18 protein-coding genes are annotated in these 24,004 nt (G+C 68.5%); 10 read left to right on the forward strand and 8 right to left on the reverse strand.

Annotation, left to right across the window (positions count from 1 at the left end; genetic code table 11):
* Positions 1-292 precede the first annotated feature (292 nt).
* The 6 genes from RUR_RS13115 to RUR_RS13140 all read left to right on the forward strand — a co-directional run bounded on the left by RUR_RS13115 (position 293) and on the right by RUR_RS13140 (position 5,830).
* A complete protein-coding gene (locus RUR_RS13115) occupies positions 293-469 on the forward strand; it encodes a hypothetical protein (protein WP_283135281.1) in 177 nt (58 codons plus the stop codon).
* Positions 470-2,119: 1,650 nt separating this feature from the next.
* Positions 2,120-2,287 (forward strand): hypothetical protein, encoded by a 168-nt coding sequence (locus RUR_RS13120; RefSeq protein WP_283135282.1) that lies wholly within the window; start codon positions 2,120-2,122, stop codon positions 2,285-2,287.
* Positions 2,288-2,509: 222 nt separating this feature from the next.
* A complete protein-coding gene (locus tag RUR_RS13125; protein WP_283135283.1) occupies positions 2,510-3,043 on the forward strand; it encodes a TlpA disulfide reductase family protein in 534 nt (177 codons plus the stop codon).
* Positions 3,040-4,896, forward strand: a complete 1,857-nt coding sequence (locus RUR_RS13130; protein WP_283135284.1) for an ABC transporter ATP-binding protein — start codon at positions 3,040-3,042, stop codon at positions 4,894-4,896. Before RUR_RS13125 ends, RUR_RS13130 begins: the two co-directional genes overlap by 4 nt.
* Positions 4,893-5,312, forward strand: a complete 420-nt coding sequence (locus RUR_RS13135; protein ID WP_283135285.1) for a S26 family signal peptidase — start codon at positions 4,893-4,895, stop codon at positions 5,310-5,312. Before RUR_RS13130 ends, RUR_RS13135 begins: the two co-directional genes overlap by 4 nt.
* A gap of 8 nt (positions 5,313-5,320) precedes the next feature.
* Positions 5,321-5,830, forward strand: a complete 510-nt coding sequence (locus tag RUR_RS13140; protein WP_283135286.1) for a MauE/DoxX family redox-associated membrane protein — start codon at positions 5,321-5,323, stop codon at positions 5,828-5,830.
* A 544-nt stretch (positions 5,831-6,374) separates the two neighbouring features.
* Here the strand turns inward: RUR_RS13140 and RUR_RS13145 are convergent.
* Entirely contained in the window at positions 6,375-8,090 is a 1,716-nt protein-coding gene (locus RUR_RS13145) for an ABC transporter ATP-binding protein (protein ID WP_283135287.1), read from the reverse strand.
* Entirely contained in the window at positions 8,087-9,814 is a 1,728-nt protein-coding gene (locus tag RUR_RS13150) for an ABC transporter ATP-binding protein (protein WP_283135288.1), read from the reverse strand. The genes RUR_RS13145 and RUR_RS13150 overlap by 4 nt, the downstream gene beginning before the upstream one ends.
* A gap of 368 nt (positions 9,815-10,182) precedes the next feature.
* Here RUR_RS13150 and RUR_RS13155 point away from each other — a divergent pair, with 368 nt between their 5' ends.
* Positions 10,183-11,523, forward strand: coding sequence for a cytochrome P450 (locus tag RUR_RS13155; protein ID WP_283135289.1), 1,341 nt, complete (start codon positions 10,183-10,185; stop codon positions 11,521-11,523).
* Here the strand turns inward: RUR_RS13155 and RUR_RS13160 are convergent.
* Both RUR_RS13160 and mdlC read right to left on the reverse strand, forming a co-directional pair.
* Positions 11,468-12,871 carry an FAD-binding oxidoreductase gene (locus tag RUR_RS13160; RefSeq protein WP_283135290.1) on the reverse strand — a complete coding sequence of 468 codons (1,404 nt, stop codon included), beginning with the start codon at positions 12,869-12,871 and terminating at the stop codon, positions 11,468-11,470. The genes RUR_RS13155 and RUR_RS13160 overlap by 56 nt on opposite strands.
* 95 nt (positions 12,872-12,966) lie before the next feature.
* Positions 12,967-14,550: a benzoylformate decarboxylase gene (gene mdlC, locus RUR_RS13165; protein ID WP_346349038.1), complete on the reverse strand. Its 1,584-nt coding sequence runs from the start codon at positions 14,548-14,550 to the stop codon at positions 12,967-12,969.
* A gap of 533 nt (positions 14,551-15,083) precedes the next feature.
* Between mdlC and RUR_RS13170 the strand changes: the two genes are divergently transcribed.
* Genes RUR_RS13170 through RUR_RS13180 form a run of 3 tightly spaced genes read left to right on the forward strand, consistent with a single transcriptional unit; the run spans position 15,084 to position 19,440 of the window.
* On the forward strand, positions 15,084-16,910 hold the full coding sequence (locus RUR_RS13170) for a peroxidase family protein (RefSeq protein ID WP_283135292.1): 1,827 nt from the start codon (positions 15,084-15,086) through the stop codon (positions 16,908-16,910).
* Complete coding sequence (locus RUR_RS13175) at positions 16,907-17,302, forward strand: hypothetical protein (RefSeq protein WP_283135293.1); 396 nt, start codon at positions 16,907-16,909, stop codon at positions 17,300-17,302. The genes RUR_RS13170 and RUR_RS13175 overlap by 4 nt, the downstream gene beginning before the upstream one ends.
* Positions 17,299-19,440 (forward strand): alpha/beta hydrolase family protein, encoded by a 2,142-nt coding sequence (locus RUR_RS13180; protein WP_283135294.1) that lies wholly within the window; start codon positions 17,299-17,301, stop codon positions 19,438-19,440. Before RUR_RS13175 ends, RUR_RS13180 begins: the two co-directional genes overlap by 4 nt.
* A gap of 80 nt (positions 19,441-19,520) precedes the next feature.
* On the opposite strand, the gene RUR_RS13185 is transcribed toward RUR_RS13180, so the two are convergent.
* From RUR_RS13185 to RUR_RS13200, 4 genes are all read right to left on the reverse strand, one after another.
* Entirely contained in the window at positions 19,521-21,143 is a 1,623-nt protein-coding gene (locus tag RUR_RS13185) for a beta-N-acetylhexosaminidase (RefSeq protein WP_283135295.1), read from the reverse strand.
* 25 nt (positions 21,144-21,168) lie between these two features.
* Positions 21,169-22,038, reverse strand: coding sequence for an N-acetylmuramoyl-L-alanine amidase (locus tag RUR_RS13190; protein WP_283135296.1), 870 nt, complete (start codon positions 22,036-22,038; stop codon positions 21,169-21,171).
* Positions 22,039-22,186: 148 nt separating this feature from the next.
* A complete protein-coding gene (locus RUR_RS13195; RefSeq protein ID WP_283135297.1) occupies positions 22,187-22,435 on the reverse strand; it encodes a hypothetical protein in 249 nt (82 codons plus the stop codon).
* A gap of 95 nt (positions 22,436-22,530) precedes the next feature.
* Entirely contained in the window at positions 22,531-23,679 is a 1,149-nt protein-coding gene (locus RUR_RS13200; protein WP_428846992.1) for a LacI family DNA-binding transcriptional regulator, read from the reverse strand.
* Positions 23,680-24,004 lie beyond the last annotated feature (325 nt).

Below are 24,004 nucleotides of genomic sequence, written 5' to 3' on the forward strand. Positions count from 1 at the left end.
GTGTAGTGGTTGGGTAGCCGATTGGCTATCAGGTCTGCCTGTGCCCAAGAAGAACACGGATACCGTGGTCCGCAACTCCGTCCGCTGAGGGGCGCAGCACCTCAAACCGCGTGGCCTCCTGGGGAAGTCCTTTGAGTATCGGACGGAGGGTCTATGCCGTTCCGGCGGTCTCAAACCTCGCGGTCGTCGGGACGACGCCCCTTCGGTCCCCAACGAACTCCCTACGGCCGTACCCAACAATCCGGTGACATGACCGGATAGCGGGATCCGGTCCTTACGAGGGAGGACAACGATGAAGTCGATCAGCACACTCAGCGACCGGATTCTGGGGCTCTTCGCCCCCAAGGGTGAGGCCCAGGCGTCGCAGCCGCACTGCATGTACAGAAGCTGTGGTGCCATGCGCCGTGCCTGGTGCTGCCGCTACCCCGACAGCAGCACCTACATCTGCCTGCCCTGCCAGCCCTACTAAATCCAAGTTCGGTCCCGCTCGCGGGGCCGGCCCGGAGCGGGGCATGAGCAATCCCAGGCGGGTCACCACAGAACCCTCGCGGTTCTATGGATCTGCCCGTCCATCTGAACAGTGGCCGGCCACGGGATCCGGCCATAGGAAGGGAGACACGATGGTGAAGACACTCGGTACGTTGGGTGACCGACTCCTCGGGCTGTTCGCCCCCAAGGGCGATGCCCAGGCATGGACCTGCTGGTGGAGCCCGTGTGGGAACACAGGCATCCAGCGCTGCTGTCGGTACCCCGACAGCAGCACCCTCTTCTGCGACCCCTGCAGAAGCTAGCAAGCGTCGCGCAGGCGAAGCCCGTGATGTCCGCCGACCGTCTGATCCCGGTCGGCGGGCACCCCGGGGTCGAGTCACAACAGGTTTTCTACGGCATTTCTACGGTGCTGTTGGACAGTTAATGCCATGACTGGATATCAGGATTCGGTCATGAATGGAGGAGCCATGTTGCAGAATCTGGGTTCCCTGAGCGATCGCCTTCTAGGCCTGCTCGTACCAAAGAAGGCTGCCGACGCCGCCGACTGCTGGTACGTACGATGTGGCGCTCGGCACTCCAGGCAGTGCTGCTACTACCACGACACCGGCCACACCATCTGCGGCCCCTGCATCTACCGCCCGTAGTCGGCTTTCCCCTTACAAGCCGTCCGGCGATGAAGTCCCTGGTCCCGCCGACCGGTCGTGTCCGGGTCGGCGGGACCCTCAAGATCGATTCGCTACAGATTTTCTACAGATCCCCTACGGTGCCGTAGAAAAATCCCGCTCAACGGCCAAGTATCAGGAAATTTGGCCATGGGATGGAGGAGCCATGTCAAGGACTCTGGGTTCCCTGAGCGACCGCCTTCTGGGCCTGGTCGCTCCCAAGGGGAGTGCGAACGCCGGCGACTGCCGGTACGAACGATGTGGCGCCCGGCACTCCAGGCGGTGCTGCTACTACCCTGACCGAGTCACCTGCGGTCCCTGCGAGTATCGTCCGTAGCCTGCGATTTCACGGGCCGTTTCACGTCGGCCCTTCCCTCCGCGACCTTTCCTACAGAATTTCTACAGCATTCCTTGACGATTAGTCCGGGTGGCCGCAATAGGAATGGTCAGTGGAATGGAGGAACGATGCTGAAAGGTATCGGTTCGCTCGCCGACCGGCTGCTGAGCCTGGTCGCGCCCAAGGGACACGGGGAAGCCTCCCCACGGCACTGCTGGACCGAGGAGTGCTGGTGGAGGCCGGGCACGTGGCGACAGTGCTGCTATCTTCCCGATCTTACGCGGGTTGACTGCTGGCCCTGTTCGACGTACCGCCCATAGCCTGACGCCGGGCCCGTCGGCCGGTTTCCGGTCGACGGGCATCAGTCGCCGTCGCCAGCGGATCTCGGAATCCCGCCGGTGCCTAAGCCCCTGGCACGCGTGGGGGCCGGAGCACGGTTCTGGAGGCATCGCATGGCCGTGATCCGCTCACCGCATGACACCTGCAGATGTGAGTCCCCAGGTTTGTGGATAGCCGGTCTAGACCAGCTGTCCATTTTCGCAACAGATTCCCTACAGGACTTCTACCCAGGTGTTTGAAACTCCTGCTCAGTAGCCGGGCATCCGCGTCTGGCTACTGGAAAGGAAAGACAATGGTGAAGCGTCTCGGTCTGCTCGGTGACCAGCTGCTTGAACTGCTCGTGCCCAAGAAGGATGCCGACGCGATGAGCTGCTGGTGGGAGCCCTGCGGAAGCAGCAGCATCAGGCAGCGGTACTGCTGCAGCCGACACACCGGCGTCTACTGCAACCCCTGCAGCTAACGGCGGAGAGCGATTGGGCGCCCGCCGGACGGAATCTCCGTCCGGCGGGACGTCTCCCGCACGGTATCGAGTCAATCGTGGGTTCGCGGCGGAGTCCGTGCCTCCGCCCCTGCGATCGGCATCTGTTCGTACGGACTCGGCCGGGTCTGACGGCCGAACCCCAAGTTCCACGCCAGTCGGCGCTGAACCGCCACTGGACTTCACCTGAGAGGATCGACGACGGTGCCCTATCTGACCGCAGCCGTGATCGTGTTGACCGTGCTCCTCGGGCTGAACCTCTTGCTGACGTTCGGGGTGGTTCGTCGGCTCCGCGAGCACACCAAGCAGCTTGCGGAGCTCGCGAGTTCCACCCGTGGCGGCCTGCCCAAGGCCGGATCGACGATCGAGCAGTTCGTCGCGGAGACGGTGGACAACCGGCCGATCTCCCGCGACATGCTCGCCGACGGCTCGATCGCCGCGTTCTTCTCGCCCAGCTGTGAGCCGTGCAAGACGACGCTGCCGGAGTTCGTGACGTATGCCACGACGTTCCCGGGCGGCAGGGACCGGCTGCTGGCGGTGATCGTCGGGAACGAGGACTCGGCCGACATGGTGGCCGCGCTCTCCCCGGTGGCCCGGGTGGTGCTGGACGACAAGGACGAGGTGGCCAAGGCCTTCGGCGTGCAGGCTTTCCCGACCCTCTGCCTGCTCGGCCCCGACCACACGATCGACGCCGCGGCGCACGACCTTTCGGTGCTGCCGACTCCCGTCAAGGCATGACGGCTCAGGGTGTGACCGCCGGAGAGGAGAAGGGCCTCCGTCTCCGGGAGTTGTTCACGGCCCTCCGCTTGGCCTGGCAGGCGGGGCCGGCCCGGTTGATCGGGTTCGTCGCCATCACCGTGGTGATGGCGGTGGTCCCGGTCACGACCGCGTGGCTGCTGAAAATCATCGTGGACGGGCTGATCGGCCAGGCCGCCGCCCCGGTGATGCCGGCCGCGATCGGCCTGATCTCGGTCACGGCGTTGACCACGATGCTTCCGCACGCGCGCCGGTATCTACGGGCGGAGCTCGGCCGGTCCCTCGAACTCAGCACCCAGGACCGGCTGTACGCGGAGGTGAACGGCTTCGCCGGGCTCGCCAGGTTCGAGGACCCGGCCTTCCTGGACCGGCTGCGCCTGGCCGAGCAGGCGGCCCGGCGGATCCCCGGTCAGGTCGTGGACGGGGTGCTCGGCATCGTCCAGAGCGTGATCACCGTGCTGGGCTTCGTCGGCTCGCTCGCCGTGATCAGCCCGGTCATCACCGGGGCGGTGCTCCTCGCCGCGGTGCCCACGGTGCTGGCGGAGATCTCGTTGAGCCGTCGGCGCTTTCGCCTCATGTGGAAGGTGAGCCCGATGGAGCGCCGGGAGTTCTTCTACGGGCGGTTGCTCGCCGACGTCCAGGCCGCCAAGGAGATCCGGCTTTTCGGGCTGGGTGACTTCCTCCGCGGGCGGATGCGGGTCGAGCAGCTGCGGGCGAACGTCGAGCACCGGAAGCTGGACCGCCGTGAGCTGGCCGTCCAGTCGGGGCTGAGCCTGCTGAGCGCGGGCACGGTGGGCGCCGGGCTGTTCTACGCGGTCTCCCAGGCACTGAACGGGGTCGGCACCCCCGGCGACATCTCGATGTTCGTGATGGCGGTGGCCTCGGTCCAGTCGGCGTTGGTCGCCTTGGCCGAGCAGCTGGCCGCCACCCATCAGGATCTGCTCCTGTTCGGCCATTTTCTGGCGATCGTGGACATGGAGCCTGACCTGGTACGGGCGGAGCGGCCGCAGCCCATGCCGGAGGGCGGCGACATCGAGCTGCGTGATGTCTGGTTCCGCTACAGCGAGGATCATCCGTGGATCCTCCAGGGGGTGAACCTCACCATCCCCGTCGGCTCCTCGGTGGCGCTGGTCGGGCTCAACGGCGCGGGGAAGAGCACCCTGGTGAAGTTGCTCTGCCGCTTTTACGAGCCGACATCCGGTTCGATTCTGTGGAACGGCGTCGATCTGCGGGACCTCGCGGTGGAGGATCTGCGGAAGCGGGTGGGCGCGGTCTTCCAGGACTACATGTCCTACGACTTCACCGCGGCGGAGAACATCGGTCTCGGTGACCTCCCGGCGTTTCAGGACCGGGATCGAATCGTGGCGGCGGCGGAGCGGGCGGGCGTCGACGACGTGCTGGAACGGCTGCCGAACGGCTATGACACCATGCTCAGCCGGGTCTTCTTCAGCGAGGTGGACAAGGACGACCCGGAGACCGGGGTGGTTCTTTCCGGCGGGCAGTGGCAGAGACTGGCGATCGCCCGTGCCCTGCTGCGGGACGGCTGCGAGTTGATGATCCTCGACGAGCCGAGCGCCGGACTGGACGCGCGGGCCGAACACGAGATCCACCGGCGGCTCCGCACGCTCCGGGAAGGCCGGACGAGTCTGCTCATCTCCCATCGGCTCGGGGCGATCCGCGACGCCGATCTGATCGTCGTGCTCGCGGACGGTAAGATCATCGAGCAGGGCGGCCACGATGAGCTGATCCGGGTCGGCGGGTCGTACGCGGAGCTGTTCCGGCTTCAGGCGGAGGGCTATCGTGACGATGTCGCCCTCGTCGGGGGAGAATCATGATCGAGTTGCTCGGCGCCGTGAGCGTGTTGTCGATCCTGACGGCTGTGTTGCTGATTCGCCGTCGTTTCCTGGTCGTGACGGTCCGGGGACCGAGCATGGAGCCCACTTATCACGAGGGTGAGCGGGTTCTGGTCCGCCGGACGCCCATCGACGGGATAAGCGCCGGGCAAGTCGTGGTCGTGGAGGGTTCGGTGCGGCCCCACCAGTGGATCATCAAGCGGGCGGCCGCGCTCCCCGGTGACCTGGTCCCCGACGAGGTGGCGTCGGCGGCCAAGGTGGCTCCGGGGTCACGGGTTCCGAAGAACTCCCTGGTGCTCCTAGGGGACAATCGCGCGAGAAGCGCAGATTCCCGATTCGTCGGCTACTACGCCGGTGACCAGCTGATCGGGGTCGTCTCGCGGCGTATGAAGGTATAGGCCTGTTCATGGACCATGTCGTGATCGGCTGCCGGGCGCTGCTCGGGATCGTCTTTCTGGTCTCCGCCTCCGGTAAGGTCCGTCCGGCCGCGTTCGCCGAGTTCCTCGGCTCGGTACGGCAATTGTCCGGGTTTCGCAGCGGATGGGTGCGGCCCGCCGGGCTGGCCGTCGTGTCATGTGAGGGCTTGATCGTGATATCCCTCGCCGTCCCCCCGCTCGTCGTACCGGGGTTCGTCCTGGCCGGCCTGCTCCTCGCCGCCTTCACCGTGGCGATCGCGGGTGTGCTCCGCCGCGGGGCCCGTACACCGTGCCGGTGTTTCGGCACGTCGACCACCCCCCTCGGCGCCCGTCACGTCGTCCGGAACCTGTGCCTGCTGACGGTCGCGGCCGTGGGCGTCACCGGATCGTGGGCGGCTGTCTCCGCACCCCATCCGGTGGGTGTGGCCGCCGCACTGCTGGCGGGCGGTGCCTTGGCGCTGCTGGCGATGAGCATCGACGACATCGCCGAGCTCTTCTGAACCCCGGCCCGCCGCGGCGCCCACGGTGGCCGCCCGCCGTACCTGAACATCGACGTCCGGTACGGCTGCCGCCGGAACGGACGCTCTACGGATTGTCTACAGCGGTTCTACGGCGTCGCCCAACAATCCAATGTCATGACCGGATATCGAAATTCGGTCATGGGATGGAGAAGCCATGTTGAAGGCTCTGGGGTCCCTGGGCGATCGCCTCTTGGGGTTCCTCGCTCCCTCGGGGATCGCTCATGCCCGACCTTGCGGACATCACTACTGCCGAGGGGGGAGGACACGCAGGTGGTGCTGTCCGAGCCTCGGCGGTGGACTCGCATGCGGTCGTTGCATGCCGTTCTAGGGCGTCGTCAGCAGTTGACCACCTACACTTAGGCCCCCGGCCGGGACACATGCCGGTGCCGGCCGTACCGCTCCGATTTGGGGCGGTACGGCCGACGCGGGACTTCGCCGCCCGGTTCGGTACGGGCTGCCGCGAGGCCGGGGGAGCGCCGCCGCAGGCCGTACCCACGCCGGATCGACCTGCGTGGGGCGTCACTCAGCCGGGATGGGCGAGCAGCCGCCGGTAGGCCTGGCATCGGGTGAGCAACTCCTCGTGGGGGCCGACGTCGACGACGCGCCCCCGCTCCATGAGGACGACGATGTCGGCGCCGCGCAGCGTGGACGGCCGGTGGGCGACGATCAGGGTGGTGTGCGCGCCCCGGGCCAGCCGCAGCGCCTCGTCGATCGCGGCCTCGCTTTCGGCGTCGAGGTTGGAGACGGCCTCGTCCAGCACGAGGATCGGCGCCCCGGTGAGCAGGGCTCGGGCGATGGCGATCCGCTGCCGCTGGCCTCCGGACAGGTGGGCGCCGCGTTCGCCGACCAGGGTGTCGTAGCCGTCCGGGAGCGTGGTGATGAAGTCGTGGGCGCACGCCGTGCGCGCGGCCGACTCCACCTCGGCGTCGGTGGCGTCCGGGCGGGCGAGCCGGATGTTCTCGCGGATGTCCATGGCGAACAGGTAGGTGTCCTGCGGGACGGCCACGACGAGGGAACGCAGGTGCGCGAAGGAGAGGTCGCGTACGTCGTGACCGTCGATTCGCACGGCTCCGTCGGCTACATCCCAATGGCGCAGCAGCAGGGACGCACAGGTGCTCTTGCCCGCCCCCGAATGCCCGGCGAGGGCCACCGTGTGGTTGGCGGGGACGTCGAACGAGATCCCGGTCACCGCGTCGGGCAGGTCGGGGTCGTAACGGAACCGGACGTTCGCGAAGGTCACCGCCGGCCGGACCGGCGCAGGGGGGAGAACGCCGGGACGGTCCACGACGTCGGGCTCCGCCTCAAGGATCAGCAGCAGCCTGCTCGCGGCGGCCCGGATCGCGGACAGCTCGCGCCACGTGTCGACCAGGCCCGTCAGCGGCAGGAACGCGAAGCCGCCGAGCACCGCCACGAGCACCACCCGGGTGGGTTCGAGGCTTCCCGAGTTCACCAGGGCCAGCGCCACCAGCAGCGCGACGACCAGACCGGCCGCTGCGATCGCCTGGCCGGCCGCCTTCTCGATCCCGCCTCGGGAGCGATGCGCCCGGGTGGCGAGGTTGAGACGTTCGGTCGCGGCGCGCAGCCGGTCGGCCTGGTGGTCCTGGCGGCCGAAGGTGAGGGTCTCCGCCAGGCCCTGCACGGCGTCGACGGTCTCCGCGGTCGCCTCGCCCGCCGCCGCACGCATCCTGGTCGCCTGTACGGCGGAACGGCGCCGTAGCCAGAACGGCACCGTGGCCATGGCGACCACGGCGGGCAGCAGCGCGGCGCCGACGAGCGGGTGCACCCAGAACGCGGCGATCAGGCAGGCGGGCGGCACCGAGCCGGCGACCACGAGCGGGGTGAGGCTGTGGGCGAAGAACAGCTCCAGCACCTCCACGTCGGCCATGGCGGTCGCGCCGACGTCTCCGGAGCGACGCCGGAGCAGATAGCCCGGGGTCAGGGCGGCGAGCCGCCGGAAACAGCGGTCGCGCAGTTCGGCCAGGACCCGGAAGGCCAGGTCGTGGGCGATGTAGGACTCCGCCCACGCCGCCAGGACCTTGGGGAGCACCAGCACCCCGAGCGCGATCAGCCCGGGGGTGAGCTCCCCGGGATCCGCCCCGGTCAAGGCCTGCCCGATCAATCCCGCGCCGAGGAGGGCGGCGGCCAGCGCGAGCCCCTGATCGAGCAGGCCGAAGCAGATCGCCACGGCCAGCCGGGTTCGCTGCGGCCGGAGCAGCGCGGTCAAGGCACCCGATGTCACGGTGTTCCCTCCTGCTGGCGGGCGACGAGGCGGGCGTAGACCCCGTCGGCGGCGAGAAGCCCGGCGGGGGTGTCCGCCTCGGCGACCCGGCCCTCGTCGAGGACGATCACATGGTCGGCGTCGGCCACGGTGGAGAGCCGATGGGCGATGATCAGGACGGTACGGCCCGCGCGCAGCCGGTTTAGTGCGGCGGTCACGGCCCGCTCGGCGGCGACGTCGACGCTTGAGGTGGCCTCGTCCAGGACGAGCAGCGGCGCGTCGGACAGGACCGCGCGGGCGATCGCGAGCCGCTGCCGCTGCCCGCCGGAGAGCCGGGTGCCCCGCTCGCCGACGACGGTGTCGTAGCCGTCCGGCAGGTCGGCGATGAAGTCGTGGGCGTGGGCGGCGCGCGCGGCCTGCTCGACGGCGGAGCGGGTGGCGCCGGTACGGCCGAAGGCGATGTTCTCGGCGACCGTGCCGTGGAACAGGAAGGTCTCCTGGGAGACCACCGCGATCCGGGACCTCAGGTCGGCCAGCGGCAGGTCACGCAGGTCGTGGCCGTCCAGGGTCAGCCGTCCCCGCGCCGGGTCGGCGAACCGGAGGAGCAGGCGGATGAGCGTGGTCTTGCCCGCCCCGGATCTGCCCACCACCGCGGTGGTCCGGCCCGCCTGCAAGGTGAGCGTGACGCCGTCGAGGGCAGGTCGTTCCCGGCCGGGATACCGGTGGACCACGTTCTCGAATCGCACCTCGGGGGCGACCGCGGCGGGGGGCGGCCGGAGCCCGCCGGAGTCGGGGACGGCGGGCTCCGCGGCGAGGAGCTCCTCGATTCCCCGCGCGGCGGGCAACGCCGCCTGGCCGGCGTGGAAGGCGGACATGAGCTCGGTGACCGGGCGGAACGCCTCGTGGGAGAGGAGGAGTACGGCGAAGACCGCGGGCAGGGTGAGCGCGCCGGAGGCGTACTGCCAGGCGGCGAGGCCGACGGCCGCCGCGGTGCCCAGCGCCGCGAAGAACCCCACGAAACCCGCCGAGATCGTCGAGACGGCGGTGAACCGCAGGGAGTCGCGGAAGAAGGACCAGGATTTGTCGGACAGCCGCCGTCCGTAGTGGTCGTCGGCGCCGACGGCCTTGAGGGTGGGGAGCCCTTGGACCGCGTCCAGGTAGTCGGCGCTCAACGTCTTCCATCCGGTGAAGAACGCGGTCAGCCCGGCCTGCATCCTGCGGCGCATGAGCCGGGGCGCGGCGGCGGCGAGCACGGCGGCCACGGTCACCACCCCCGCAACGGCGGGGTCGATCACGATCAGGACACCGATCAGGCCCGCCCCGCCGAGGACGGAGACGAGGACCTGGGGGAGGAACACCCCGACGTAGCGGTCGATCGCCTCGACGCCGTCCACCAGGGTGGTCAGCACCCCGCCGGTGCGCTTTTCGGCGACGTAGCCGGGGCCGAGGGTGAGCAGGTGCCGGTGGAGCCGGTCGCGCAGCTCGGATTTGGCCCGCTCCGCGCCTCGTGCGGCGGCGAGCTCGCGGGCCCAGATGAGGAACGCGCGGACGGCGACCAGGGCGAGCGCGCCGCATCCGGCGAGCACCGCGGCGTTCAGGTCGCCGTCGAGGCCCATGGCGATCGCCACGGTGAGAAGCAGGCTCTGGCCCGCGTAGGTGGCCGAGACGACGACTCCGGCGGCGACGGCCGCCGCCAGCCAGGGGCGTCCCGGTCGGGCCAGGTCGAGCAGGGTGCGGTTCAGCACGGGTTTTCGCGGCCGGAGGTGTGCGGGCCGGTGGTGGGGGCGATGTTCGGCAAGCGACGTCCTAATGCGAGAGACTTGCAATAGCTAGACTGTTGCAAGTAGTTCCGCCTGCGTCAAGGTGTCCTTCCGGCCGGGTTCGCCGGTGGATCCATCGCCTTGGTTGTCAAATATGGCGATGAATAGCGCGCCATCTCCTATTGCTCGGATGATTTTTCGGACTATTTCGGAAATTGTTCTGGCGGGTGGGAGGGTTGCGCGGAGGTAATGTAAAAGTGTTGGCGGCCCTGGCTGATAACCGCAAAATGATCGCGTACGGTGAGATTCACGCGGCGGTTCGTCGACAGAGACCATCCAGGAGGTTCGACACGATGACAAAGGGAATCCCGCACGCCTCCGCAGGAGAGAACCTGCAGTTCTCGACGCTCTATACGGCTACCAGTCTGCTCCGTGGCATCTTCATTCTGACCCCTTTCTGGACCAGTGTCACCACAAAGTTCGACACACATCGCAAAGCAGCGGATCTCATTACAAAAATGCGGGTTCGGTACGGCGGCCGCTCGGTGTGGGTCAAAGGCTTAAGCGGAAAGATGCTGCTCGTGCTTTCCCAGGGTGACGTCAAGCGTGTGCTGGACGGGTCGGATGAGGTTTTCTCACTGGCCAATCCGCAAAAGGTCGCGGGAATCAAGCAGTTTCAACCGGACTCCCTGATCGTCTCCCAGGGTGAGCTGCGCAGGGATCGGCGTCGGTTCAACGACGCGGTGCTCACCTTCGACCCACTCAAAGACCGGTTCCGCGCCGTGGCGCACGAGGAGATCGAGGCACTGCTGTCGGAGCTCGACGGCACGGTGATGACCAAGGAGGACGCCTTCCGGGCCTTCCGCAGAATCGCCCGGCGCTGCCTCTTCGGGGACTCGGCCCGCGAGGACGACGCGATCACCGAGATGCTGCTCGCCCTCCGGCGGAACGCCAACTGGCTGGGCCGCAAGCCGTGGACCAAGGACAAGGCCGCCCAGCTGTACGACAGACTCGCCGCCCGCATCGCCAAGTACGCCTCCGCCGCCGAGCCGGGCAGCCTGATGAGCAGGTTCCCCGAGGCGCCCACAACCCCGCAGACCAACCCGGTCGGGCAGGTGACCCACTGGATGATGGCCTTCGACGTGACCAGCCTGGGAATCCTCCACGCGCTGGCGCTCCTGGCCGTGCACCCCGAGCACCGGGCGCGGGCCATGGGCGATGAGGACCACCTCCGGGCCTGCTTCTGGGAGGCCCTCCGGCTCTGGGCTCTCGTGCCCAGCCTGACCCGGGTGACCACCGAGCCCGTCGACTGGGACGGTGAGATCGTGCCCGCCGGGGTCGAGATACTGATCCCATCGGTGATCCTCCACCGCAATCCGCAGCTGGAGTACGCCGATCGGTTCACCCCCGAGGTCTGGCTGGACGGCCGGGGGCAGCGGGACTGGTGGATTCACCCCTTCGCCAAAGGTCCGGGGGAGTGCCCCGGCAAGGGCCTGGGGCTTTTCCTCGGCCCGGCGATCCTCGAGGCATTTCTGCAGCGGCGGGATTACGAACTGCTGGAGCCGGTCCTCGATGCGGACCGGCCCCTGCCGTACATGTTCGACTCATCCAAGACGAGCTTCGCCGTGTCGAAGCCGACTACTCGAGCACCTTCCCCGGATTCAGAATCCCCGTCGGGTCGAAAATCCGCTTGATCCCGCGCTGCATCTCCAGGTTGACCGGATCCAGCTCGCGCCGGAGCCAATCGCGCTTGAGGATGCCCACACCGTGCTCGCCGGTGATGGTGCCCCCAAGCGCGAGGCCCGCCGCCATGATCGCGTCGTAGGCGTCCTGGGCGCGTTTGAACGCGTCCGGGTCGTCCTTGTCGAACACGACGGTCGGGTGGAGGTTGCCGTCTCCGGCGTGACCGACCGTGGAGATGTAGAGCCGATACTTCTCGGCGATCGAGGCGATCTGATCGATGAACGGCGCCAGCTTGGTCCGGGGGACCGCGACGTCCTCGATGAACGCCGTCGGCCTGCCCGGCATCCGGGCGGCCTGCGCCTGCATCGCGGGCAGCACGAGCCGGCGGGCCTCCAGCACGCTTTTCGACTCCGCTTGGTCCGCCGCCACGGTGACCTGCAGCGCGCCGGCGCCGCGACAGAGTCCGGCGATCGACGCCAGCTCGTTCGCCGGGTCGTTGCCGTCGCATTCGACGATAAGCGTGGCCGACGCGTCGGCGGAGAGCATCGGATGCCCCAGCTCGGCCACCGCATGCGAGCTGGTCTTGTCCATGAGCTCCAAGGCGGAGGGCACGTGGCCTTCGGCGATGATGCGGGCGATCGCCTCTCCGGCGGCGGTCGCGGTCCCGAACGTCGCGAGCATCGCCAGGGACGGCGGCCGGATCGGCCGCAGGGCGAGGACCGCTTCGACGATGACGCCGAGCGTGCCCTCGGAGCCGACGAACAGATGGGTGAGGTCGTATCCGGCGACCCCCTTCACCGTGGTACGCCCCATCGGCATCAGCCGCCCGTCGGCGAGGACGGCGACCAGGCCGAGCACGTAGTCCGCGGTCACGCCGTACTTCACGCAGCACAGCCCGCCTGCGCCCACCGCGATGTTGCCCCCGATGGTGCAGGTGTCCGTGGACGCGGGATCGGGAGGGAAGAAGAGCCCGTGCTCGCGTACGGCGTCGGAGAGCGCGCGGTTGGTGATTCCCGGTTCGCAGCGCACCAGCCGGTTGCCCGGGTCGATCTCCAGGATGCGGTTCATCCGAAGCAGGGAGAGGACGATGCAGCCGTCGTCGGCGTTGGCCGCTCCGGCGAGGCCCGTTCGCGCCCCCTGGGGGACGACCGGGACGCCGAAGGCGTGTGCGGTCCGCATCACGTGCTGGACCTCCGCCACGGTCGTCGGCAGTACGACGATCGCGGGTTCCCCGGCGGGGCTGAACGGAGCGGAGTCGCGGGAGTAGGCCGCGCGGCTGGCGGCGTCCTCCAGGACGGCGTCGGCGGGCAGGCCGGCGCGTAACGCTCCCATCCAGGAGACTTCGGTCTGAGTGGTCATCTTCTTCTCCTAGATCGTGGGTGAGGTGACGATCGCGGTTCGCCGGTGGCGTCGGACGGTGTGCGCCCGTCGATCGGGGCGGCCGTCCTCCTCGCCTAGATCTTCGGCAGGACGGTGCTGATGGGGACCTCGATGAGCCGGGGACCCTCCGGCCGTTCGCCGAGGGCGGCCCTGAGTTCCTCGATCGAGTTGACGTGCCGGGCGGGCACCCCGTACCCGGTCGCGATGGCGCAGATGTCGATGCCCGGGATGTCCAGGCCGGGGATGCCGTCGACATGCTCCAGGTGGCCGAACCATTTCAAGATCGCATACTCCCGGTTGGTGAGCACGATGATCGTCAGCGGCACCTTGTAGTGGGCCGCCGTCCACAGCGCGGGGACGGCGTAGTGCACGGAACCGTCGCCCATGACCGCGATCACGGGCCGCTCGGGCTTGGCCAGCTGGGCGCCGACCGCGGCGGGAAGCCCGAAGCCGAGGCCTCCGCCCTGGGTGAACAGGTAGGAGTTGGGCCTGCCGATCCGCACCTGGTCCTGGAAGATCGGCGCGTTGGACGGGGACTCGTTCACCCAGATGGCGTTCTGCGGCACGGAGTCGGCGAGCGCCGCGAAGACCTCCACCGGGGTCATCCGCCCGGGCACGGCCTCCTGCGGGGCCGGGCGTGCCCCCGTCGGCTGCCGGCCCGCCGGCATCGTCTCCTTCGCCAGGGCCTCCAGCGCGAGCCGTACGTCGCCGACGATCGCCTCGCCCACCGGGGCCTTGGCGGCCTCGTCGGGGTCGCTGGTGATGTGGATGAGCTCGGACCCCGCCGGCAGGTAGTCGCCGGGGAGGTAGGGGTAGTACCGGAAGACGGGTGCGCCGATCACCAGGATGAGGTCGTGCCCGGCGAGCTGGGCGGAGAGCATCGGGATGACGGGCTGCAGGAAGCCGCGGAACTGAGGGTGGTCCTGGGGGAATCCGGCGCGTCCCTCCAGCGGGGCGGCCCAGACGGGCAGCGCGCATCGCTCGGCGAGGGTCACCGCCGACTCCCACGCCCCGGAGACGTCGACGTCGCCGCCGAGGACGAGGACGGGGTTGCTCGCCTGCTGCAGCCGGTCGGCGACGGCGGTGATCGCCTCGGGCAGCGGGGCCGTCCGCGAGGTGATCTTGCGCCGGATCACCTCGGCCGCGTCGATCTCGACGTCGAAGTCGTCCATCGGCAGGGAGACGAAGACCGGTCCCATGGGGGGCGTGGCCGCCATGTGGAAGGCCCGGGCGAGGGAGGCGGGCACGTCCTGCGGCCGCGGGGGTTCGTAGGCCCACTTGACCGCGGGCTGCGGGACGGTGGTCGCGTTGACGTTGGTCAGCAGCGCCTCCAGGGTCATCATCGCCCTGACCTGCTGGCCGGCCGTGACGACCATCGGGGTGCGGTTGGCCGCCGCGTTGATGATGGCGCCCATGGCGTTGCCCAGCCCGGCGGAGGTGTGCAGGTTGACGAGGGAGGTGGTGCCGCTCGCCTGCGCGTACCCGTCGGCGAGGCCGACGACGACAGCCTCCTGCAATCCCAGAATGTAGCGAAAGTCATCCGGGAACCGGTTGAGCATGGGCAGCTCGGTTGACCCTGGATTGCCGAAGATTGTCGAAATTTCGTGATTTCGGAATAGGTCGAATACTACTTCCCGCACGATCGTCACTGGGCGCACCCCTTCGTCGGCCGTTGAGCGCCGGCTCTTATCCCGATGACCGCAATCATCGGCTCCCTCGGTGGTGACGGCGCTTTCTCTGGAATATATCCTCCGCGTCGGGCGTGCTCACCTGTCCACTCGGCTTGTTCTCGATGCGCATGTCACATTCATGGTTCGACCCATGGAAAGGGCATGTTTTCCGGCGTTCTGTTTGCTGGATAAGTCGCATGGTGAAATCTCGCGGGCCTTGTTATGTGTCGCGCTCCGTGAAGTCGGGGAGTTAGTGTGATTGGAAGTCAACACCCGATTACTCAGGGTAATTGGCGGTATTTGTTGGTGGTTGGGTCATCTGCCCAGAAGGGCGGTCGGGGGGACGGAGCATGGCGAAGCAGCGGCAGCGGCCCACACGGCTTGGGCCATCACCCGACGGGCATGGCAAGGAGGCGTCACCGGTGGATGGGACCGTGCACAGCGACATACCTCAACAACAGCAGTCTGAACCGCGCCGGGAGCCGCCGGCGGAATCGGCGGAGACCGGGCCGGATCCTCGCGTGGCCGTCGGCCGCCCGCCGGAGGCCGCCGACGGGACGGCGGAGACCGGGACGAGGCCGCCCGCCACAGAAACGTTGCGGCGACTGGTCAAACCGCGGGAGTGGCACGAGCTCCCGACCCCGCTGGCGATCGTCCGGCTCGCGGCGATGCGCGACGGGCTCCGGGAACACAACCTGCACGACACGGTGGGAGCCGGCGGGGAAGGGGACCGTAAACCGTCCGGCCGGCCCCGGCCCAGACACCGCACCTACGACGGCTCCGGGTACGACGCCTACGACGAGGACATGGGACGGGCGGGCACGCGGTTCGACCGAAACGCCCCCCTGGAGATGACCTTCCCCGACGCCGGGCGGATGATGAGCCCCAGCCCCCGCGAGATCAGCAGGCGGCTGCTCCGGCGCCGGGCCTTCCAGCCCGCTCCGTCGTTGAACCTGCTGGCCGCCGCGTGGATTCAGTTCCAGAACCACGACTGGTTCAGCCACGGCGACAACCACGAGGCACAGCCCCTTGAGGTCGGGCTCCGGGACGACGACGACTGGCACGAACGTCCGATGCGGGTCCGCCGGACCCGTCCCGACCCGGTGAGCCACACCCGGTCCGACCGTCCTCCCACCTACGAGAACACCGTCACCCACTGGTGGGACGGCTCGCAGGTCTACGGCAGCTCCGAGGAGCGGTGCCGTAGGCTCCGTACCGGCGAGGACGGGAAGCTGATCCTGGAGGACGGCCGTCTTCCCCAGGACGACCGCCCCGGGCTGGACGGGATCGACCTCACCGGTTTCTCGGACAACTACTGGGTCGGCCTGTCCATGCTGCACACGCTCTTCGCCAAAGAGCACAACGCCGTCTGCGACAGGCTGCGGGCCGCGTATCCCTCGTGGGGCGACGAAGAGCTTTTCCAGACCGCCAGGCTCGTCAACGCCGCGGTCATGGCCAAGATCCACACAGTGGAGTGGACACCCGGCATCCTCTCCCACCCGGCCACCGTGGCCGCGATGAACGTGAACTGGAGCGGGCTCGCCGGGCCGAGATTCCGGAGAAGGTACGGCCGGGTGGGGGACGGCGAGGTGATCTCCGGGATTCTCGGCTCACCCATGAACCACCACGGGGCCCCCTACTCGATCACCGAGGAGTTCGTCACCTGCTACCGCCTCCACCCGCTCATCCCGGATGAGTACGAGATCCGGTCGAACCGGCGGGGGGAGCTCGTCGACCGGGTGGACTTCGCCCCGATCCAGGGCGCGGGGACGCGCGACGCGGTCACGCGTTACGGCATGTCCGATCTCTTCTACTCCTTCGGCGTCGCCCACCCCGGTGCCATCACGCTGCACAACCATCCGGACGCGCTCAGAAACCTGGTGCGGATCAGCGGTGAGCACCTCGACCTCGGGACCGTCGACATCCTCAGGGACAGGGAGCGGGGCGTCCCCCGCTACAACGCCTTCCGCACGATGCTGCGCAAGCCGCCGGTCCGCGATTTCCACGGGCTCACCCCGAACGCCGTGTGGGCCAAGGAGATCGAGGAGATCTACGACGGGCAGATCGACCAGGTGGACACGATGATCGGCATGTACGCCGAGGAACCGCCCAAGGGTTTCGGGTTCTCCGAGACCGCATTCCGGATCTTCGTGCTGATGGCGTCCCGGCGGCTCAAGAGCGACCCGTTCTTCACCGACCACTACACGCCGGAGGTCTACACCCCGGAGGGCCTGGAGTGGGTCGAGAACACCGGCATGCTCGACGTCCTGCATCGCCATCACCCCGAGCTCGCTCCGGCGCTCGCCGGTGTCGGCAATGCCTTCTCCCCCTGGCGCAGGCTCCGATGAGCGGGGAGGCGGGCCGGATCGCGATGCTGGCGGACTCCGTACGGGCCGACGCGCAGAAGATGACCGAGCAGGCGCTTCGCCTGCGGGACGCGGCTCAGGAGCTGCGCCTGCGATCCCAGGTGCCCGGCTGGTTCGAGGAGGTCGTCCGCGGGCAGATCGATCGGTGCATGGCCGCGTCGGCCGACCTCTCCGTCGCCGCGGCGAGGCTCAACGAACACGCCAGGGCGATCCTGGAGCGCGGGACGGCCGGTCAAGGGCGAGCCGGTCGCCGATCGGAGGGCGGGGGGACGGGCGAGCCGCCGTCCACGACAGGAGTCGCTCCCGAATCGGACCCGGACCGGGGCTCGTCGGACGGTGCGGCAGGCGTTCTCAACCGGGCGGAGGGACCATGAGCACTGAGACCGAGCCGAGCCGGGTGCCTGCCGTCACCGGTGAGGATCTCCCCGACCTGGAGGTCGTCAAGCGGGTCGCCGTGGAGATCGCCATGGCCGCGCAGGAGATCCAGGCGGTGTCGGCGCGGGTGAGTTCCGTTCTCTCCCAGGGGCTTCTCACCTCGACCGTGCTGCGGTCGCCGAGGACCGGGTTGAAGGCGCAGAGCAGTCTGCTCCAGACCGTGACGAACGGCCGGGGCCTGGGCTACGCGCTGACCGGGACGGTGGAGAAGCTGGGGGGGCTCACCGGTCAGGAGAGCCTGGCCCGGCTGGTCGCGGTGACCTCGCTCCGCCTGCGGATCGAGGCCGTCGCCCGGCTCCACCCCGAGCTCGCCGAGGACGAGACGCTGCGCCACCTGATCACCGCGGTCAGGTCGGACAAGGACCTCGAGACCGTACGGGCGCTGCGCAGGCTCATCAAGAGCCGGGGCATCCAGAAGGCGCTGACCAACATCGCTCCGATCTTCACCGAGCTGCTGGCGATCCGCGCGCTCCTGGACGAGAACCCGCTCAACGACGAATCCGGCTGGAGTATCGCCACCGGGCGCCCGGTTCACGAGGAGACCCTGTTCGGCGTCACCGAGCGGATGGTCTGCAGCTGGGACGTGGGGGACGGGCACGCCACCCGGTGCGATCTGGACAAGGAGACGGTGGCGGGCCTGGGGACCGAGATCAGCGTCACGACCTTGATGAGGAACATCGCCCTCGTCGGCAACACCGGGCGGATTCTCATCCAGGAGATCGAGGGCACCCGCTATGTGATCAGCGCGCCGGGCATGCAGGTGGGCCTGCCGCGCAACGACTCACCGCAGGACCTGGTGGGCGCGTGGCGGAACACCCTGATGAACGAGTCGCCCTACACCCGGTCCGTGGCCAAGGCGATCGAGGATTTCGGCATTCCCGACGGCGCCGAGATCCTGTTCATGGGACACAGCGAGGGCGGGGCCGTGGTGATGAACATCGCCCAGGATCCCGCGTTCAACCGGAGATTCAAGATCACACATGTCATCTCGGTGGGGGCCCCGGTGGACTTGAAGACCCCGCCGTCGGACTCCTTCGTCGCGACGATCACCAACCAGCACGACCTGATTCCCAGCCTGGACGGGCAGGGGCCGGGTTCGCCGTTCCACCTCCACCCGGACTGGTACGTGGTCGACTACGTGGGCACACACGACTTCCCTGCGTGCCACAACGCCTGGCGTTACCTGGAAGACCTGGAATACAACCTGCCCGAGGCGCGCAAGCACATCGACGAAAATCTCACCGCGTATCGGGGTGGGATCACTCGAATGCAGGCATACCGTCTCTGGGACAAGGTTCAGGAGCCCGACGGATTCCCGTTCCTGACGGTCGCGACGGCGCCGCGCACGACGACCGGCGGGACGGTCGAGCTCCCGCTGCGCTCCTACGACGGGTCGTCGGCTCTGGCGTACTTCGCCGCCGACCAGGCCGCCGTGCTGAAGCTGCTGGAGGGTACGGGCCTGCGCCCCGCGGTGATGCCGTGGGCGGGGGCGATCGTCGGTCTGCTGTCGCGGACTCACCGGGAGTCGAGTATCGGCCCGTTCGCCGAGGTGGGCTTGGCGATCCTCGTGCACGATCCGTGGCAGCCGCGGCCGATTCTGGTCTGGGCCGACTTGATGAAGCGCCCCCACCACCGGCGATCGGGAGCGCATGTGATCGATGTCGCGGTCAGCTCGGACACGGCGGAGGTGAGCGGGCGGGAGATATGGGGGCATCGGACGTTCACCACCGAGATAGATTTCCAGCTCGGCAAGGGCCGGCTCGCGGTAGCCGTACCGGACCTGCTTGAGTTGTCCGGAAAGCTCGGCCCATGGGTGCCGGGTCCGGAGGCGGATCTGGTGCTGTACTCCCAGCGCGAAGGCGAGACCCTGCGCTCGCTGGTGGACGTCAAGGGCTCCACCCGGCTGCACCCCTCCCATCAGGTACGGCTGTCCGTCGGCTCGTCGCCGAATCCGATGGCCGGACGTCTCCGGGATCTCGGCCTCGCCGGGGCCCGGCCGTTCATGGTGCTCTCGGTTCCGCGCCAGCAGACGCGTCTGGGCGCGGGGGTGCCCGTGTCCGTGCGCAAAGGCGGGTAGGCGCATCGGCCGGTGGCCGGGCGGCGCCGGTGGGCTCCGGCGCCGCCCGGCCACCTGAGGCGGAGGTTACGGGTGCCGGGTCACATGCTGGGGCGGGTGGACGCCGCGTCCAGGGTCATCCCGTCGAGGCGGGTCATCACGTCGGCGGCGACGATGCGGCCGGGGCGGTGGCGCCGGGGGCCGGTACCGCCCGACTGCCAGGGGTGGGGGCCGGTGAGCGGCCGGTACTCCACCCCGTAGGCGTCGAGCCTGGCGAGGTGGCCGGTGAGTCGGCCCGTGAACTCCGCGTCGGCAGACCCCGACCAGGCGACTTCGGCGAGGGCACAGCCCCGCGGCCAGGCGCGGTAGTCGAGGGTACGGCCGTCGGGGATCCGTTCGGTCCACAGCTGGAACTGGGTGCCGACGAGGTGGGCGGACGCCTCCTCCGGCCAGTCCGCGGGGGCCGGTTCGAACGAGGCGACGTCGTCGAGGGTGATGGGACCGCCGATGGCGAGGGGTTCGTTCGCGTCGTCGACCTCGGCGTAGTCGAAGTAGGTGGGCACGACGGGTGTCGCGATGACGTCGTAGCCGGCGCTCGCGGCTCGGCGTGCCACTTGCATGCCGCGCCAGGCCATGATGAGCGAGTCGTCGCGGAGGCGACCGCTCACGTAGGCCTCGTCCCAGTAGACGGCACGGCAGCCGTGCTCGGCGAGCCGGTCGCCGAGCTCCCGGAGGAAGTGGGCGTGGAGTTCGCCCATGCTGCCGAGGCCGAGGGACCGGCGGTACTCCTCGATCTCCGGGTTCGCCTCCCAGTCGTCCAGGACGCACTCGTCGCCGCCCAGGTGGAAGTAGGGGGTCTTGACGGCGGCGAGGATCTCGGCGAACACCTCGGTGAGGAAGTCCACCGTCGCGGGTAGCGGTGAGAGGATCGCGCGGGAGATGCCCCACTTGCCGAGCACCTGGTAGGTGGTGTCGTGTCGGCTGCCGAGCTCCGGATACGCGGCCAGGATCGCCGCGGCGTGCCCGGGGACGTCGATCTCCGGCACGATGGTGATCGCTCTGGCCTCGGCGTAGGCGCCGATCTCGGCGAGATCGTTGAGCGTGTAGTAGCCCCCGTGGGGTGTGCTGTCGTAGCTGGCGTCCTCCTCATAGTGACTGATCATGGACTCGGTCCGATGCGAGCCGATCACATGCAGGAGGGGGAACCGATGGCTCTCCACCCGCCACCCCTGATCATCGGTGAGGTGGAGGTGGAGCCGGTTCATCTTGTGCATCGCGAGGAGGTCGATCATCCTGAGCACTTCACGCTTGGGCATGAAATGCCGCGAGATATCAAGATGGGCCCCACGCCAGGAGAACCGCGGTTCGTCCTCGACGACCCCACAGGGGACGGCCCACCGGGTGCCCGCGGGCACGGCGGCGCGCCAGACGGCGTCGGGGAGCAGTTGGCGCAGGGTCTGCGCCGCATAGAAGGCCCCGCAGCGATCGGCGGCGGTGATGCGGATCCGCTCCGGGGTCACGCTCAAGGTGTACGCCTCGGCCTGGAGAGCGGGATCGCGTTCCACCTCGATCCCCGTCCCGTTCGGTGCAAGCGGTACGACCGAGAGCGCCGACCGTATCGGCGCGGTGAGGTCATCCGGCCCGCTGAGGCCGGTGGCGGATGTGAACACGAATTCCCCGGGAGCCGGATGTACGGCCGTCGGGCGTGGCAACAAATCCCTCATAAGGCGATGATGCCTGAACTGATCGTTATCTCAGATAGGTGTTCAATCCGCGGGATAGTGATACGGCGATCCGCTCGCGGAACTTGGGATCGGCGAACTTGGCCGCTTCCTTCGGGTTCTTCATGTTCCCGCACTCAAGCAGAACCTTGGGGACAGTCGAAAGATTGAGGCCACCGATGTCGTTTCTCGCATGTATCCCCTCGCTCCCTACATATGTGGAGTAAGGGATGCCGGTTCCTTTCGCGTAGGCGTTCCTGATGTCGACGCCGAGGCGTGCCGACGCCGCGACCACCGGGTCCACCGGGCCGTTGATCTTCTTGGGGACGATTACGTGAAAGCCCTGGTTCCGCGGCGCGGAGCCGTCGGCGTGGATGGAGAGTACGGCATCGGCCTTGGCTTTGTTCCCGATGGCGGCCCGCTCGGTGATGCACGGCCCCACCCCGGTGTTGCTGGTGCGGGTCAGGGTCACCGTGGCGCCCTGGCGCCGGAGGATCTCGGCCAGCCGCCTGGAGACGTCCCAGGTGAACGCGGCTTCGGTGTAGCCGCCCGGAGCCTGCGTGCCGGTCGTGTCACAGGCCTTCCGCTCAGTGATCACATTGACCTTGCGGTTGATGATCTCGGGATGGCGATAGTTGTTCCCGTTGTGCCCGGGGTCCAGGACGATCCGTTTCCCCGCCAGCGAGCCTCTGGCCGGTGGCGATCCGGGTAACGTGCCCGGCGTCCGCGACTCCGGGGCGGTTCTCGCCGCCTCCGGCCGTACGGCGTCCTGCGGCCGCTGTGCGGCGTGGCCTTCGGTTCCCGCGGTCCCGCAGGCCGTACCGAGCGCCATGGAAAGGCACAAGGCCAGTACGGCCGCCGGACGGCCTCCACCGGACGTCAGGGCTTTTCGACTCATCTGGCCTCCTCACCTCGTGAATCACCGGGATTCAACGCACCAATTTACGTGGGGAGAGATGGTCGGGCTGAGATGTGGGGAATCTCCTGGGCTTCCTCTGGATTCCCGCGGGTGGGGGAGCAGGAATCCAGAGGAAGCGGCTTGGATGTCACCAGGAGTGCTGAGCCGCCCGTGCACCCTTCAGCAGAGCGGTCAACTCCTTGGCGTCCTCGGCGTCGAGGCCGAGCACCACCCGTGGGCGACCCCAGGGATGGTCGATCGAGTGGGCGACGTAACTCGCCACGGCTTCCGGGCTTGTCCGCCCGTTTCGCCCATGCGTCGCACGCCACATCGCCCAGGCCTGCCCAAGATCGGCAGCGGCCCGCTGTGCGCACGACACCAGCTCTGGATCACGCATGACTGCACCCCCGTGGAACCAATCTGATGTCGGCTAGGGGGCCGACGTCAAGTTCAGTGATACAACCGATGCGGGAGAGCACGTCATGGCTTGACTCACTCTTGGGCGTCCGAAGGGGCTGGGCCGGTGCTCCTGCGGACCACCAGATGCGGGGTGACCTGGCGAACTCGGCCGACTCGTCCGGGGTCGCCGATCCGGTCGCAGAGCAGGCCCGCCGCCGAACGGCCCATGGCGCGCCGGGGTTGGTCGACGCTGGTGAGTGAGATGTGGTGGACGGCGGCGATGTGTGTGTTGTCATATCCCACAATCGACAGGTCTTCCGGGACACGGAGGCCGAGTTCGCTTGCGGCGGTGAGAGCACCCACCGCGACCACGTCATTGGGGGCGAAGATGGCGGTCGGGCGTGGTGTTCCGCTCAGGATGTCGCGGGCCGCGCGGTAGCCGCCGAACTCACTGAAGTCGCTCGACTCCACCTGGATGTAGGAGACGAGCCCGTGCCGGCGCATCGCGACGAGGTAGCCCTCACAGCGCCCGCGGGCCGCCGACGACGGCGGGCCCTCGATGTGGGCGATGGCGCGATGACCCAGTTGGACCAGGTGGTCCACCGCGAGCCTGGCGCCGAGTTCGTCGTCGTCGATGACGATGTCCACACCGGACAGGCCGACGGCACGCTCACCGACGACCACGGTGGGCGTGTACGCGGCCGCTTCCGCGAGCGAGTCGCTGGCGGGGACCACGCCGAGGAGCACCAGTCCGTCCACGCGCAGCTCCAGGAACGCCTCGACCGCCTCGGTCTCGAACGCGGGATTCCAGCGGCCGCTGCCGATCAGGAGCCGGAGGCCTTCGCCGTGCAGGCTCTCCTGCAGGCCGTCGAGGAACTCGGCGTAGAAAGGATTGTGGAGATCTGCAACGAGTGCTCCCACGAGGTGGGTACGTCCCTCGACCAGGCTGCGCGCGACCGCGTTGGGCCGATAGCCGAGTTCTCGCGCCGCCTGGAGAACGGCTTCCCGACGGTGCTCACTGACATGTGGTGATCCACGAAGCACGAGTGAGACGAGAGACTTGGAGACTCCGGCGCGCTCGGCGACGTTGCGAATGGTAGGCCGAGGGCGTCCACCCTGGGGCCCCACAATGAGATCGCTTCCTTGGCGATTCGCCTCAGGGGTGATCTTGGGGGGCCGAATGGTGCCTGCGGCCGGTCGGGCCGAGGCCCGGACCGACGATCCCATGCTTGGGCCTGACATGGCTCTCCCGGGCTGACGTGATGGTTCCTGCTTGTTGTCCGGCTGCTGGGTCCGGACGTCGTTCTTGCTCGCGGACCTCTCGGTCCCGGAACCTCCGTTCCTTCCTGCCCCACCAAACGATCGATTGCTGCGGAGGGATACGGGTCACCCGCACTCGCGATCTTCCGGTCTTTACCGGCGGCTGTTGAGTAGCGGGGTGAGCGGGCCGCCCCACCGCGTCCGATCCGGGGTGCGAGGCGGCGTTTGGGCTCGTCGGCGGGCATGACGCAATCGCCGTCGCGGTCTCGACGGACGGCTTTGACTACGCACGGTGACGAAATGGTTG

The sequence above is a fragment of the Rhizohabitans arisaemae genome, assembly GCF_025996515.1.
GTDB classification, from domain to species: Bacteria; Actinomycetota; Actinomycetes; order Streptosporangiales; family Streptosporangiaceae; genus Rhizohabitans; species Rhizohabitans arisaemae.

Bases quoted from the DNA above. Each gene is read 5' to 3' on its own strand.
- RUR_RS13115 (WP_283135281.1), top strand. From the start codon at position 293: ATGAAGTCGATCAGCACACTCAGCGACCGGATTCTGGGGCTCTTCGCC.
- RUR_RS13120 (WP_283135282.1), top strand. From the start codon at position 2,120: ATGGTGAAGCGTCTCGGTCTGCTCGGTGACCAGCTGCTTGAACTGCTC.
- RUR_RS13130 (WP_283135284.1), top strand. From the start codon at position 3,040: ATGACGGCTCAGGGTGTGACCGCCGGAGAGGAGAAGGGCCTCCGTCTC.
- RUR_RS13135 (WP_283135285.1), top strand. From the start codon at position 4,893: ATGATCGAGTTGCTCGGCGCCGTGAGCGTGTTGTCGATCCTGACGGCT.
- RUR_RS13140 (WP_283135286.1), top strand. From the start codon at position 5,321: ATGGACCATGTCGTGATCGGCTGCCGGGCGCTGCTCGGGATCGTCTTT.
- RUR_RS13155 (WP_283135289.1), top strand. From the start codon at position 10,183: ATGACAAAGGGAATCCCGCACGCCTCCGCAGGAGAGAACCTGCAGTTC.
- RUR_RS13160 (WP_283135290.1), bottom strand. From the start codon at position 12,871: ATGACCACTCAGACCGAAGTCTCCTGGATGGGAGCGTTACGCGCCGGC.
- RUR_RS13175 (WP_283135293.1), top strand. From the start codon at position 16,907: ATGAGCGGGGAGGCGGGCCGGATCGCGATGCTGGCGGACTCCGTACGG.
- RUR_RS13180 (WP_283135294.1), top strand. From the start codon at position 17,299: ATGAGCACTGAGACCGAGCCGAGCCGGGTGCCTGCCGTCACCGGTGAG.
- RUR_RS13185 (WP_283135295.1), bottom strand. From the start codon at position 21,143: ATGAGGGATTTGTTGCCACGCCCGACGGCCGTACATCCGGCTCCCGGG.
- RUR_RS13190 (WP_283135296.1), bottom strand. From the start codon at position 22,038: ATGAGTCGAAAAGCCCTGACGTCCGGTGGAGGCCGTCCGGCGGCCGTA.
- RUR_RS13195 (WP_283135297.1), bottom strand. From the start codon at position 22,435: ATGCGTGATCCAGAGCTGGTGTCGTGCGCACAGCGGGCCGCTGCCGAT.
- RUR_RS13200 (WP_428846992.1), bottom strand. From the start codon at position 23,679: ATGTCAGGCCCAAGCATGGGATCGTCGGTCCGGGCCTCGGCCCGACCG.